At 70.6% G+C, this 14305-nt stretch carries 9 protein-coding genes and 4 tRNA genes; 8 read left to right on the forward strand and 5 right to left on the reverse strand.

What is annotated here, in order from left to right; genetic code table 11:
* The 3 genes from ACFYXA_RS24370 to ACFYXA_RS24380 all read right to left on the reverse strand — a co-directional run.
* Window positions 1-1787: DEAD/DEAH box helicase (locus ACFYXA_RS24370; protein WP_389036301.1), on the reverse strand; the 1787-nt coding region annotated here is incomplete at its 3' end.
* Window positions 1788-2084: 297 nt separating this feature from the next.
* Window positions 2085-2624: a hypothetical protein gene (locus tag ACFYXA_RS24375; protein WP_389036303.1), complete on the reverse strand. Its 540-nt coding sequence runs from the start codon at window positions 2622-2624 to the stop codon at window positions 2085-2087.
* Between the two features lie 138 nt (window positions 2625-2762).
* Window positions 2763-3113, reverse strand: coding sequence for a metallopeptidase family protein (locus ACFYXA_RS24380; RefSeq protein ID WP_055637702.1), 351 nt, complete (start codon window positions 3111-3113; stop codon window positions 2763-2765).
* 84 nt (window positions 3114-3197) lie between these two features.
* Here ACFYXA_RS24380 and ACFYXA_RS24385 point away from each other — a divergent pair, with 84 nt between their 5' ends.
* From ACFYXA_RS24385 to ACFYXA_RS24420, 8 genes are all read left to right on the forward strand, one after another.
* Window positions 3198-4859, forward strand: coding sequence for a metallophosphoesterase (locus ACFYXA_RS24385; RefSeq protein ID WP_389036306.1), 1662 nt, complete (start codon window positions 3198-3200; stop codon window positions 4857-4859).
* Window positions 4860-4939: 80 nt separating this feature from the next.
* A tRNA-Glu gene (locus ACFYXA_RS24390) sits at window positions 4940-5012 on the forward strand.
* A gap of 37 nt (window positions 5013-5049) precedes the next feature.
* Window positions 5050-5124, forward strand: a tRNA-Asp gene (locus ACFYXA_RS24395).
* A gap of 24 nt (window positions 5125-5148) precedes the next feature.
* Window positions 5149-5222 (forward strand) — tRNA-Phe (locus ACFYXA_RS24400).
* Between the two features lie 227 nt (window positions 5223-5449).
* Window positions 5450-6700 carry an acyltransferase family protein gene (locus tag ACFYXA_RS24405; protein ID WP_389036309.1) on the forward strand — a complete coding sequence of 417 codons (1251 nt, stop codon included), beginning with the start codon at window positions 5450-5452 and terminating at the stop codon, window positions 6698-6700.
* Between the two features lie 64 nt (window positions 6701-6764).
* Window positions 6765-10718 (forward strand): ATP-dependent RNA helicase HrpA, encoded by a 3954-nt coding sequence (gene hrpA / locus ACFYXA_RS24410; RefSeq protein ID WP_352251265.1) that lies wholly within the window; start codon window positions 6765-6767, stop codon window positions 10716-10718.
* A 96-nt stretch (window positions 10719-10814) separates the two neighbouring features.
* Window positions 10815-10889, forward strand: a tRNA-Asp gene (locus ACFYXA_RS24415).
* Between the two features lie 143 nt (window positions 10890-11032).
* Window positions 11033-11938 (forward strand): DUF6274 family protein, encoded by a 906-nt coding sequence (locus ACFYXA_RS24420; protein ID WP_389036313.1) that lies wholly within the window; start codon window positions 11033-11035, stop codon window positions 11936-11938.
* 592 nt (window positions 11939-12530) lie between these two features.
* Here ACFYXA_RS24420 and bldC read toward each other — a convergent pair.
* Together bldC and ACFYXA_RS24430 are read right to left on the reverse strand one after the other, a co-directional pair.
* Window positions 12531-12737: a developmental transcriptional regulator BldC gene (bldC, locus tag ACFYXA_RS24425; protein ID WP_003949541.1), complete on the reverse strand. Its 207-nt coding sequence runs from the start codon at window positions 12735-12737 to the stop codon at window positions 12531-12533.
* A 609-nt stretch (window positions 12738-13346) separates the two neighbouring features.
* Window positions 13347-14189, reverse strand: a complete 843-nt coding sequence (locus tag ACFYXA_RS24430) for a hypothetical protein (protein ID WP_352251261.1) — start codon at window positions 14187-14189, stop codon at window positions 13347-13349.
* Between the last annotated feature and the right edge of the window lie 116 nt (window positions 14190-14305).

A 14305-nucleotide genomic window follows, 5' to 3' on the forward strand; every position in this document is an offset into this window, starting at 1 on the left:
TCACGGTCGCGGTCGCGGTTGAAACCGCCCCGGTCGTCACGACGCTCGAAGGAACGGCCACCACGGTCGTCCCGACGGTCGTCACGGCGCTCGAAGGAACGGCCGGCGCCACGGTCACGGTCGCGGTCGCGGTTGAAACCGCCCCGGTCGTCACGACGCTCGAAGGAACGGCCACCACGGTCGTCCCGACGGTCGTCACGGCGCTCGAACGAACGGCCGCCACGGTCACGGTCGCTGCGGTCGATGTCCCGCGCGGCCGGCTGCTCCGGCACGGACACCTCGGCCACCGCCGGCGCCTCGACGGCCTCGACGGCCGCGGCCTGCGCCTCGGCCACCGCCGCCTCGGGGTCCTCGCCCCGCTCGCGCGCGACCCGGGCGACCAGCCGGTCGGCCTCCTCGCGCAGCTCGGTCGCACGACGCTGCGCGCGCTCCAGCTGCTTGGTGAGCTGGGAGACCTCGCGCTCGGCCTGCTGCGCGGCGTTGCCCGCGGACTCGGCCTGGACCTCCGTCATCGAGCGGGCGCCGGTGATCTCGGCGACCTCCGGGTCGAAGGCGGCTCCGCCCTGGATGATGTGACGCCCGGCGTCGACGCCCGCGTCCTCCATCAGACGGAAGATCTGACGCCGCTGGTGCGGCAGGGACAGGGAGACGACCGTGCCGGTGCGGCCCGCGCGGGCGGTGCGGCCGGCTCGGTGCAGGTAGTCCTTGTGGTCGCCGGCCGGGTCGACGTTCAGCACCAGGTCGATGCCGTCGACGTGGATGCCGCGGGCGGCCACGTCCGTCGCGACCAGGACGTTGACGTAACCGTCCTTGAAGTCGGCCAGCGTCCGGGTGCGCGCGCCCTGGGTCATGCCGCCGTGCAGCGCGTCCGCCTTCACGCCCGCCTCGCACAGCTGCTCCGCGACGCGGTCCGCGCCGAGCTGGGTGCGGACGAAGATGATGGTGCGGCCCTTGCGGGAGGCGATCGCGGCGGTGACCGGCGCCTTGTCCTTGGGCTTCACGATCAGGATGTGGTGCGACATGGTCGTGACGTTGCCCTGGGCGCTGTCGACCTCGTGCGTGACCGGGTTGCTCAGGTAGCGCTTGACCAGTGTGGAGATCTCGTTCTCCATGGTCGCGGAGAACAGCATGCGCTGACCGCCCGCCGGGACCTGGTCGAGCAGCTCCGTCACCTCGGGCAGGAAGCCCAGGTCGGACATCTGGTCGGCCTCGTCGAGGACGGAGATCTGCACGTCCTCCAGCGAGCAGGCGCCGCGGTTGATGATGTCGCGGAGGCGGCCGGGGGTGGCGACCAGGATGTCGACGCCGCGCTCGAGGGCGTAGATCTGGTTGCCCATCGACGTACCGCCGCAGACGACCTTCATCTTCAGGCCGAGGACGTCGCCGTACGGCTGGAGCGCGTCGGCGACCTGCATGGCCAGCTCGCGCGTCGGGGTCAGGATGACCGCGCGGGGCTTCTTCTTCTCGGTGCGGCCGCCGGCCAGCGTGGCCAGGGTCGGCAGACCGAAGGAGAGGGTCTTGCCGGAGCCGGTGCGGCCACGGCCGAGGATGTCCTTGCCGGCCAGGGCGTCCGGAATGGTCGCCGCCTGGATCGGAAAGGGGGTGGTCACGCCGTTCTGCGCCAGCTTGCGCACGACGCCCTCGGGGAGGCCGAGGTCGGCGAAGGTGAGCTCGGGAGTCTCGTCGACCTGGGTGTCGGCGGCCTCGTCGTTCACGAGGTCGGCGTCGACGTTGTCGGTCACGACGTTCTCGGGCACGACGGCGTGATCAGTACTGGAAATGGACATGCGAATGCGAAACCTTCCGGAGTCTCGTCGGCACGCGCCCGTCAACTCCGTGTTCGCATTACGACCGCCTCTATGCGGTCCGCCGTCACGGCAAGGGAGAGTACGCGCCACACGGCGCGCTCTGCGGTGGCGCCGGGCAATGGGATCAAACGATCTACCACCATACGCACCCTGCACCCCCTAAGGCAAACCGAGCCCTGTAGACGTACGTCACACCCGGCACAGCGACCTCGCACCGAGGCGCACCCCGCCCGAACGCGAACGAGCCGCCACCGCAACGCCCTTGAGCCGGCACGCCTACACCGGCACCCCGGCCACCGGCGCCGGCTCCCGCTCGACCAGCTGCGGCGCCGGCTCCTCGTGCGCCGACGACGACGGCTCGGCGACCGTCGGCTCCGGCACGCTGGGCAGGGGCGGGTCCGGCTGCGGGGCCGGCGTCTGCGGTTCGGCGGGACGCGTGGGCGCCGGTTCCTCCTTCGGCGGTTCCGGCACCCCCGGCTTCTCGCTCTGCCCGGGCTTGCCCGGCTGCGTCTTCACCGACGGCGCCGCGCTCACCTTCGGCGAGGCGGATTCCGACGGGGCCGCCGACGCGCCCGGCTCGCCCTTCTTCCCGCCCTTGCCCCGCCCGTGCCTGCCCTCGCCGCCCGCCGTGGCGAAGCCGTGCCCACCGGCCCACCCGCCGCCCCCGGCGTCCGCCGCCTCACCGCCCCGATGCCCTGCCGAGTGCGACGGCCGGACCCGGCCGCCCTCGTCGTCGCCCACGCTCATGCAACCGGCGGCCGCCGCGGCGACCAGGACCGTGGCGGCCAGACGAACGGGTAGGTACAAGGGGCGCACGGGCCACCTCCGGTGACGAAGCGGGAGTCAACCACTTCAACTCCCGCCACCCGCAGGAGGACACGCGACCCGAAGGCCCTGCGGCCCGCACCCCCTCAGCCGGGTCCGGCCATCAGCGGCTCAGCCGGCCCGAGCGACTCAGCCGTACCCCAGCGCGTGCAGCCGCGCGTCGTCGATCCCGAAGTGATGGGCGATCTCGTGCACCACCGTCACCTCGGTCTCCGCGACGACCTCCTCCCGGGTCGCACACATCCGCAGCGTCGGCCCCCGGTAGATCGTGATCCGGTCCGGCAGCACCCCCGCGTACCACTCGCCGCGATCGGTCAGCGGGGTCCCCTCGTACAGCCCGAGCAGCTCGGGATCGTCCGCGGGCGGCTCGTCCTCGACGAACACCGCGACGTTGTCCATCAACCGCGTCAACTCCGGCGGAATCCGGTCCAGCGCCTCGGCGACCAGTTCCTCGAACTCCTCGCGCGTCATCTCCAGCACACGCCCATTCTCCGGTACGACACCGCCGTACGAGGGGTGCGAACGGCCCGCATATCCGGTCGCGCGCTTGGGCATACGCGACGAATGGTCCGCGTCCGCGTCCCCCTCCGCGCCTCCACCGCCGCCCTGAACCCCATGAAGCACCGCAAGCCCGGCTCCCGCCCCGCCGCTCCCCGCACCACCCCCGAACTCGCCGCCCGGCCCCGCCCGTGGACCCGCGCCCTCGGTCTCACCGCCGTCGTGCTGCTCGGCGCCTGGCTCGGACTGCTGATCGTCGGCAACGTCCGCGCCCCCGTCGGACCGATGAACACGACGATGACCCTGCGCCCCTCCACCACCGGCGGCACCAAGATCAACGTCTCTCCGCTGGGCGCCCTCCAGCTGGACAGCCACACCGGGCCCGTCCGGCTGGACGTCAACGTCGACCAGCTCGACCCCGTCCGCGCCCAGGCCCTCGTCGACCACCCCGAGCGCCTCTCCGGCCTCCAGGACGAGATCGCCCGCGACGTCGAGCACGGCACCATCGACCTCGCACTCCGCTCCTGCGTCGCCGTCGTCACCGGCGCCACCGCGCTGGGCCTCGCCGTCTACCGCCGCCCCCGCCGCGCCCTCGCCGCCGGCGGCCTCGCCCTCGGCCTCCTCGCCGCCTCGGGCGCCACCGCGTGGGCCACCTGGAATCCCAAGTCGGTCCTCGAACCGCGCTTCTCGGGCCTGCTCTCCTCGGCCCCCTCCCTGGTCGGCAACGCCCGCAGCATCGTCACCGAGTTCGACGTCTACCAGAAGGAACTGGCCCGGCTGGTCACCAATGTGACCAAGCTCTACGACGTCACCTCGACCCTCCCGACCTACCAGCCGGACCCCACCACCGTCCGCGTGCTGCACGTCTCGGACATCCATCTCAACCCCGCCAGCTGGAAGATCATCTCCTCCCTCGTCGACCAGTACGACGTGGACGTCATCGTCGACTCCGGCGACACCATGGACCACGGATCAGCGGCGGAGAACGGCTTCCTGGACCCCATCGCCGACCTCGGCGCGCCCTACGTCTGGGTCCGGGGCAACCACGACTCGGCGACCACCCAGCGCTACCTGGAAGGCGTCCGCAACGTCCACGTCATCGACGACGGCCGCGCCGTGACCCTCGCGGGCCTGCGCTTCGCCGGCGTCGGCGACCCGCAGTTCACCCCCGACCGCTCGACCGAACAGAGCGGCCAGGACGTTCAGGAAGCGGCCGGCGACCGGCTCGCGGACGCGCTCCGCGCCCAGCGGGCCGCCGGCACGCCCGTCGACGTGGCCGTCGCCCACGAGCCCGCCGCCGCCCGCCGCACCGACGGCGAGGTGCCCCTCGCCCTGGCCGGTCACATCCATCACGAGGACATGGAGATCCTGAAGAACGGCACCCGGCTGCGCGTCGAGGGGTCCACGGGCGGCAGCGGCCTGCGTGCCGTCGAGGGCAAGTACCCCGACCCCATCCAGGCCTCGATCCTCTACTTCGACCGCGACACCCGGCGCCTCCAGGCCTGGGACGAGATCAAACTGGGCGGCCTGGGCCTGACGACCGCCGAGGTCAGCCGCCACCTGCCGAAGGAGAACCAACCGGGCGCCGCCACCTCGCCCAGCCCCTCCGGAACACCGACGGGACCGTCCGGAGCGCCGACGGGCGCACCGCCCACGGCCCCCGCGAACACCCCTCCCACAAGGGCTCCCGGCACCCCGTCCCCGTCCCCCTCCGCACCCGCCCGGTAAACCGTTTTGGCGATCCCTCCCGCCATCCCATATGCTTCTCACGTCCCCGACGCGCTGAGAAGCGCCCAGGCGGGCCGATAGCCCTCATCGTCTAGCGGCCTAGGACGCCGCCCTTTCAAGGCGGTAGCACGGGTTCGAATCCCGTTGGGGGCACGCAACACCGTGTGCGACACTGTCGTACACAACGCTTGGTCCTGTGGAGCAGTTTGGAGTGCTCGCCACCCTGTCAAGGTGGAGGCCGCGGGTTCAAATCCCGTCAGGACCGCTGAGGTTTCACGTGAAACCTCGTGGCTGGGTAGCTCAGTTGGTACGAGCGTCCGCCTGAAAAGCGGAAGGTCGCCGGTTCGACCCCGGCCCCAGCCACAGCCCGGAAGCCCTGTCCTCGTGGACAGGGCTTCCGCTTTTTCGCCGCACCGGATCCGGGCTTCCCAGAGGTTGCGGGTATGTGCGCGCCTCCGGGCGGGGCGGGGCCAGGCAGTACAAAGCCAAAACATTTTCTCCTGGTCCTCACAACCCTTCCATCCGTCCGCCGGTCAGACTGTCAGGCTGGCTCAGCGGGCCCACAGACGACGCCTACGAACGGTAGAGGGATGACGACGACGCACCGAACGGGACAGGTCGACGCGACCACGGACCTGGGAGGTGAGGGAGCAGCGGCGCAGCAGACACCGCCGACGCAGGCCGCGCCCGCCTCCGGACGCGTGATCGTGTCCCGCTCTGGCGCCGGCGGGGGGCGGCTGGCCGCGCTGGACGGGCTGCGGTTCCTGGCGGCGCTGGCCGTGGTGCTCTTCCACTTCATCGGTCAGAAGCCGAAGACGATGGTCCACCTCTGGGGCCGCACGCCGGAGAACATCTTCCCGGACGCCCACCCGGTCTTCGCCTTCGGACGGCTCGGGGTCGACCTGTTCTTCCTGATCAGCGGCTTCGTCATCTGTATGAGCGCCTGGGGCCGCACCCCGCGCGACTTCTTCATATCCCGCGTCACCCGCCTCTACCCGATGTACTGGATCGGGGTCGTGGTCTCGGCGATATGCATCAAGTTCGCCGGTGCGCCGTTCGGGAGCACCGAGCCGCGGGTGATCCTCGCCAACCTCACGATGCTGCAGAAGCCGCTGGGTGTGGAGCACCTCGACTCGGTGTACTGGACGCTCTGGCCCGAGCTGTGCTTCTACCTGACCTTCGCGGTCGTGGTGTGGAAGGGCCTCACCTACCAGCGGGTGCTGGTCTTCGCGGGGCTGTGGACGGTTGCCGCCGTGCTCGCGCCGGCCGCGGACATGCCGCTGCTGACGCTGGTGGTCAACCCGCCGTCCGCGCCGTACTTCATCGCCGGCATGGCCTTCTACCTCATGTACCGCTTCCGTCCGACGCCGCTGCTGTGGGGCGTGGTCGGTATGTCGTGGCTGCTGGCGCTGCACTTCCTGCTGACGCCGGGCGGGGGCCGTATCAGCTGGAACGAGTGGTCGCCGTGGCGCGGCTGGCTGATCCTGGTGATCACGGCGTTCTTCTTCATGATCGCCGCGATCGCGCTGGGCTGGACCCACCGGATCCGCTGGCGGTGGCTGAGCGTCGCGGGCACGCTCACCTTCCCGCTGTACCTGCTGCACAGCCCCATCGGCCTGACCGTCGCCTACCGCTTCGGCGACCGGGTCGACCCCCGGCTGCTGATCGTGGGCACGGTGATCGGGCTGGTGCTGCTCTGCTATGTCGTGCACCGCTTCGTCGAGCGCCCCATGGCCACGGCCATGCGCCGCTGGCTGAAGGCGGCCCGCTTCCGTCCGGCGAAGCCGGTCGCGTCGCCGGCAGCCCCCTCGTCCTCCTCCGCGGGGCACCGCCAGGGCTGAGCCCCACACCGCCCGGCAAAAGGGTTCGCCAGGATTTTCCACGGGATGAGATCCTGGAACGCGTATGTCTACGCACCCCGCCCCCGCCCTCGGCGCCCTCGCCCCCCGTCTGACCGAGCTGTCGCTGCGCGATGCGCACCGGCTCGGGCGCAGGCTCGAAGGTGCGCGCAAGATCCGCAAGCCGGAGGCGCGGGCCGCCGTGCTCGCCGAGATCGAGGCCGAGGTCGTACGGGCCGAGGAACGGATGGGGACGCGGCGTGCCCGCGTCCCCGCCGTCACCTATCCCGAGCAGCTGCCGGTCAGCCAGAAGAAGGACGAGATCGCGGCCGCCATCCGTGATCACCAGGTCGTCATCGTGGCCGGTGAGACCGGGTCCGGCAAGACCACGCAGATCCCGAAGATCTGCATGGAGCTGGGGCGCGGCGTGCGCGGGATGATCGGGCACACCCAGCCCCGCCGGATCGCCGCGCGCACCGTGGCCGAGCGGGTCGCGGAGGAGCTCAGGACCCCGCTCGGCGAGGCCGTCGGCTGGAAGGTGCGGTTCACCGACCAGGTGAACCCTGACGCCACCTTCGTCAAGCTGATGACGGACGGCATCCTGCTCGCGGAGATCCAGACCGACCGCGAGCTGCGCGCCTACGACACGATCATCATCGACGAGGCCCACGAGCGGTCCCTCAACATCGACTTCCTGCTGGGCTACCTCGCCCAGCTGCTCCCCCGCCGCCCCGACCTCAAGGTCGTCATCACCTCGGCGACCATCGACCCCGAGCGGTTCTCCCGGCACTTCGGGGACGCTCCGATCATCGAGGTCAGCGGGCGGACGTACCCGGTGGAGGTGCGGTACCGGCCGCTCCTGGAGGAGGATTCCGAGGACGTCGACCGGGACCAGATCACCGCGATCTGCGACGCCGTCGAGGAGCTGATGGGCGAGGGGCAAGGGGACATCCTCGTCTTCCTCTCCGGCGAGCGGGAGATCCGCGACACCGCGGACGCGCTGGAGAAGAAGAGATACCGGTTCACGGAGGTCCTCCCCCTCTACGCCCGTCTGTCCCACGCCGAGCAGCACCGCGTCTTCCAGGCGCACACCGGGCGCAGGATCGTGCTGGCGACGAACGTCGCCGAGACCTCCCTCACCGTCCCCGGCATCAAGTACGTCATCGACCCCGGCTTCGCCCGCATCAGCCGCTACAGCCACCGCACCAAGGTGCAGCGGCTGCCCATCGAGCCGATCTCGCAGGCCAGCGCCAACCAGCGCAAGGGCCGCTGCGGACGCACCAGCGACGGCATCTGCATCCGGCTGTACAGCGAGGACGACTTCGAGGCCCGCCCGGAGTTCACGGACGCGGAGATCCTGCGCACCAACCTGGCCTCCGTCATCCTCCAGATGACCGCGGCCGGCCTCGGCGACATCGAGAAGTTCCCGTTCATCGACCCGCCGGACCACCGCAACATCCGCGACGGCGTGCAGCTGCTGCAGGAGCTGAACGCGCTGGACCCGGCCGAGAAGGACCCCCGCAAGCGGCTTACCCAGACCGGTCGCAAGCTCGCCCAGCTGCCGGTCGACCCGCGCCTGGCGCGGATGGTCCTGGAGGCCGACAAGAACGGCTGCGCACGCGAGGTCATGGTCATAGCCGCCGCGCTGTCCATCCAGGACCCGCGTGAGCGCCCGGCCGACAAGCAGGCGCAGGCCGACCAGCAGCACGCCCGCTTCCGGGACGAGACCAGCGACTTCCTCGCCTACCTGAACCTGTGGCGGTACGTGCGGGAGCAGCAGCGCGAGCGGGGTTCGTCCTCGTTCCGCCGCATGTGCAAGCAGGAGTACCTCAACTTCCTGCGCATCCGCGAATGGCAGGACATCTACACGCAGCTGCGCACGGTCGCCAAGCAGATGGGCATCCACCTCAACGAACAGGAAGCCGCCGGCGACAGCGTCCACGTATCCCTCCTGGCCGGCCTTCTCTCCCACGTCGGGATGAAGGACGTGAAGGACGGCAACAAGAACGAGTACCTGGGCGCCCGCAACGCCAAGTTCGCGATCTTCCCGGGTTCGGCGCTGTTCAAGAAGCAGCCGCGGTTCGTGATGTCGGCGGAGCTGGTGGAGACGAGCCGGCTGTGGGCCCGCGTCAACGCGAAGATCGAGCCCGAGTGGGTCGAGCCGCTCGCCGGTCATCTGCTGAAGCGGACGTACAGCGAGCCGCACTGGGAGAAGGACCAGGCGGCGGTGATGGCGTACGAGAAGGTCACGCTGTACGGCGTGCCGATCGTCGCCCAGCGGAAGGTCAACTACGGCCGCATCGACCCGGAGACGAGCCGCGAGCTTTTCATTCGCAACGCGCTCGTGGAGGGCGACTGGCGCACGCACCACAAGTTCTACGCCGACAACCGCAAGCTCCTCAGCGAGGTCGAGGAGTTGGAGCACCGGGCCCGGCGGCGGGACATCGTGGTCGACGACGACACCCTGTTCGACTTCTACGACCAGCGGGTGCCCGAGCACGTGGTGTCCGGCGCGCACTTCGACTCCTGGTGGAAGCGCAAGCGGCACGAGCAGCCCGACTTCCTGGACTTCGAGCGGGAGATGCTCATCCGGGAGTCGGCGGAGGCGGTCACCAAGGCCGACTATCCGGACTCCTGGCGGCAGGGGCAGCTGAAGTTCCGGGTCACGTACCAGTTCGAGCCGGGCGCGGACGCGGACGGCGTGACCGTCCACATCCCGCTCCAGGTGCTCAACCAGGTCACCGACGAGGGCTTCGACTGGCAGATCCCGGGCCTGCGGGAGGAGATCGTCACCGAGCTGATCCGCTCCCTGCCGAAGCCGATCCGCCGCCACTACGTGCCGGCGCCGAACTTCGCCAAGCGGTTCCTGGAGCAGGCGGCGCCCTCTCAGGAGCCGATCACCGTCGCCATGAGCCGTGAGCTCAAGCGGATGGTCGGCGTGCCCTTCGAGGCCGAGGACTTCGACTGGTCGAAGGTCCCGGACCATCTGAAGATCACGTTCCGGATCGTCGACGAGCGGCGGCGCAAGCTCGCCGAGGACAAGGACCTTGAGACGCTGAAGCTGCGGCTGAAGCCGAAGGCGCGCCAGGCCCTCTCCCAGGCCGCCGCGGCCACCGCCGAGCGGCAGGGCGGCGAGTCCCTGGAGCGGTCGGGGCTGACGGACTGGACGATCGGCGCGCTGACCCCCGTCTTCGAGACCCGCCGCGCCGGGCAGCCGGTGAAGGCGTATCCGGCGCTGGTCGACGACGGCCCGGCGAAGAACACCGTCTCCGTACGGCTGTTCGACACGGAGGCGGAGCAGGCGGAGGCGATGTGGAAGGGCACGCGCCGCCTCATCCTGCGGTCCATCCCGGTCAATCCGGCGAAGTTCGCGTCCGAGAAGATGACGAACGCTCAGAAGCTCGCGCTGTCGGCGAATCCGCACGGTTCGATCCAGGCGCTGTTCGACGACTGCGCGATGGCGGCCGCGGACAAGCTGATCGGCGACTTCGGCGGTCCGGTATGGGACGAGGAGTCGTACCGGAAGCTGTACGACAAGGTGCGCGCCGAGATCGTGGACACGACTGTGCGGGCCGTGGGGCAGGTGCAGCAGGTGCTGGCCGCCTGGCAGGCCTGCGAGCGCCGGCTGAAGGGCGTACGCAGCCCCACGCTTCTCCCGAACCTGGCGGACGTGCGCAAGCAGCTGGACGCGCTCGTGCGGCCCGGGTTCGTGACGCAGACGGGTCTGCGCCGGCTGCCGGACCTGATGCGGTATCTCATCGCCGTGGACCGGCGGCTGCAGCAGATGCCGACCAACGTCCAGCGGGACACCACCCGTATGGAGAAGGTCCACGAGATGCAGGACGAGTACGCCTGGCTGCTGGAGCAGCTGCCCGAGGGCCGGCCGGTGCCGTCCTCGGTCCTGGACATCCGCTGGATGATCGAGGAGCTCCGGGTCAGCTATTTCGCCCACGCGTTGGGCACGGCGTACCCCGTCTCGGACAAGCGGATCGTGAAGGCGATCGACGCCGCCGCGCCGTGACGGGCACTGCACGGAGGGTGAGTTCGACCAGGCGGGCCACCCTCCTGTAGAGTCTCGTTTCGCAGCACGGCGCAGCGGGAAGGCGCCGCAAAGCCTGGTCCTGTGGAGCAGTTTGGAGTGCTCGCCACCCTGTCAAGGTGGAGGCCGCGGGTTCAAATCCCGTCAGGACCGCACAGATCGAAAAGAGCCCGGGTCTTCGGACCCGGGCTCTTTTCGCGTCCCGGTCACGCGCCGCGCCCTTGACGGCGTCACGTTCCCTCGGTACCCCGGAGTTCAGGACACCGCCGTCGGCGTGGTCCCGCTGGAGGTGGCGTATGGCGGCATCGGCCGGGCACGAGACGCGGGCGCTGCTCCGCGCGCACCTGTCGGCCGCGTCGTCCTACCGCCACCTCACCCGCCACTGCCCCATCTGCCACCGCCTCCTGCGCCTCGCCGAGAGCGACCTCAGGGAAGAGGATCGGGAGAGCCAAGAGCCCCGGCAGGTCTGCGCCTTCGAGGGCCGAGAGTCCCAGGCGGTCCCGACAGGCCGGCCCGACCGGGAAGCCGGCGGACATCCGGAGGCCGCCGGGAGCCGACAGCCCCACCGAACGGAACCACCGGGCGAAGCCGGGGACGCTCACGTCCCCCAGCAGCCCCCTGGAACGCCCGGACGGCCGCCGGAACCACAGCCGGACCGCCGCCAGCCCGGAGTGCCGCCCAAAACCCCTCCGAGCCCTCAAGCCGAGCCACCACGAGACGCCCGGCCACAACCCCAAGCTGAGCCGCCACACGCCGCCGCGCCACAGTCCAGCCAGGCCGAGCCGCCACACGCAGCCCCTCCGAGCCGCCCGCCCGAACTGCCTTGCGGAGCCTCGCAGCCACGGCGGACCGAACCACCAGGAACGGCCCCGCCACAGAGCCGCCAAGGCGAGCCGCCGCGAGCGGCCCCGCCGCAGCCCCGCCGAGCTGAACCGCCACGCGGAGCCCCGGCGAGCCGCGGGCCCGAACTGCCGCACGGGGCCCCGCAGCCGCGCCACGCCGAACAAGGGAACGAGCCCCAGCAACCCCGCCGAGCCGAACCCCCGCACGACCCCTCACAGAGCCGCCCGGCCGAACCACCACGAGCGGCCCCGCCACAGAGCTGCCAAGGCGAGCCGCTGCGAGCGGCCCCGCCGCAGCCCCGCCGAGCCGAAGCACCGCCAGAGGTCCCGCCGCGGCGTCCCTCAGCCGGGGAGTCGTGAGGGATCGCGCAAGCCCGCCCCTCCTGGCCGCCCCCGCTGGACACCCCCACAGACCCTCCCGGGCCGCACCCGCTCACCGGGGCGGGCACCACCACCCCGTACAACAAGCGCTTCCACTAGCGCACTTGGGATGACGCGTTCAAGGTCAACAGCATGTGACGGGTGTCACCGCATGAGTTTCCAGAACCCCGGTTCTTACCAGTCTCCTACAACTGGTCAATTTAATATGTGCAATTGCACTACGCTGAAAGGCCACCCGCGCAACCCTCCACGAACCTTCCCAGAGACTCCCCAGACTCCGACAAGGCCGCTCACCGCCCCGCCAAAGGCGTCGCTCACACCGCCGCCCGCCACACCCCGCCACGACCCGAAGAACCCCCGCCGAGCCCCCCGCAACCCACCCATGAGCACCGGCGGGTAGCGGGCCGGAGGGCAAAAAAGAATCGCGCTGGACCCGGCGGAGTCCAGCGCGATCGACGACGCACCGTGTGGGCGACGGGCCTGTTGGGGCAGGACCCGCGTCGTTTGGAGCTAGGGTTCAGGCACCTCGACAGATTGGGGGACCTGCCGTTTTGCCCGGTTATTGAGTTGTTCAGGCCTCGCTGCGCTGCTGCGGGATGCCCGCCAGCAGAGCGCGGACCTCAGCCTCGCGGTAACGGCGATGCCCGCCGAGCGTGCGGATCGACGTGAGCTTGCCGGCCTTCGCCCACCGCGTGACCGTCTTCGGGTCCACGCGGAACATGGTGGCGACCTCAGCCGGGGTCAGCAGCGGCTCAGCATCAGGGGTGCGAGCGGTCATGAGCGGCCTCCTCGGGAGAACCGAACCTTCTCGGTTCTTTCCTCTAAATTCTGCACCTTGACCCGCGTTGCCCGAAATGGCGGACGCGAGTCGAGTCGGTTATAGGACGAACGGCTTGTCCTCGGCACTACAACTACACCATCTGTCCAGCCGCGTCGGCCAAACCGATGGAATTGCCCCCCAGGTGTTCATCGGCGACGGAAGCCGATGGACCATGCCATAGCGGACAGTCACGCCGGTGTGACGATCAGTCACATGGCGATCAGGAGTCACCAGACCCCCCAAAGCGTGCAATGCTGAGATTCCCCCCACGATGGAGCACAAGTGGACGGACGGAGTCCTCCCCGGACTCCTTGTCCTATTTTGGCACGAGGAGGGGCAAGCGACGCAAGGGCCCCGTACGTGCGGTCCGTCACCCTTGAGACATAAGCCCGGATCGGGATCTACGTCCCGTCCGTTCCGTGAAGTTCGGTCGACCGTACGCTGATCGCCCGCTTATGGCCGTGACCCAGGTCACTCAACGGACAGATCATCGGAAAAGGGCACGCCACCGCCGCCGCCACGCTCTCGCCACTGCCGCGCTGCCGCCGCGCCCGCGCTGCCGCCCCGTCAGTTCGCGGAGCGCCGGTCCCGCACCGACCGCCACCGCTCGACGAGCCTGCCGTAGGCCTCGCCCGCCGCCGCGCCGTCCCCCTCGCGCAGGGCGTCGACGCCGGCGGCCACGTCCGCCGCCGAGTGGTCGTCCTCCAGCTCGCCGGCCGGCAGCGCGTGGACCAGCCCGCCGTAGTCCAGCTCGACCAGCGAGCGCGGGTGGAACTCCTCCAGCCAGCGCCCCACGTCCACCAGGCCCTCGATCAGCGGCCCCTCGTCGAGGGCCTCCTTCAGCGCGCGCAGGGACCGGGCGACGCGCCGCCGGGCCTGGACCATCGGCGTGCGGTAGCGCAGCACCGGGGCGAGCCCGGCGGCGCCCTTGTCGTACTCGCGCTCCTCGTCGGAGACGAGGGCGAACCAGTTCAGCGGGACCTGCCAGGTCGCGGTGCGGATCCAGGGGCGGGCGTCGGGGTTGCGGGTCAGCCAGCGCTCGTAGTCCTGCGTCGCCTGGAGCCGGACCACCGGGGGCAGGACCGCGTCCAGCACCGGCCCGGGCAGTTCGTCGCCGAGTTCGCCCAGGGCCTGCCAGCCGCGCAGCCGGGTGCGCCAGGGGCACACGCACACCACGCCCTCCACCTCCAGCACGAAGGCGTCCCCGCTCTCCTGCACCGGCACCGCGATCGGCGGGGTGGCCAGCAGGTCGGCCAGCGAGCGGCGCAGTTCGTCCTGGTAGGAGGGCCGGTCGGTACGGCGGGCGTAGCGCTCCCAGTGGCCGCGCTCCGGCTCGGGGAAGGCGGCCAGCGGCTCGTACACGCGCAGATAGGCCGCGTACGGGACGGTCACCGAGGACACCTGGGGCACGCCTCCTTCCCTCCCCGTCAGACCGGCCGGGAAACCTTCCGGGCCCGCCTGGCGGGCGGGCCGGAAACATGGAAATCGTCCCGCGTCCTTACTCCGGGAGAAGGGGATCGCCGCCC

Source organism: Streptomyces sp. NPDC002566, from assembly GCF_042889585.1.
GTDB lineage: Bacteria > Actinomycetota > Actinomycetes > Streptomycetales > Streptomycetaceae > Streptomyces.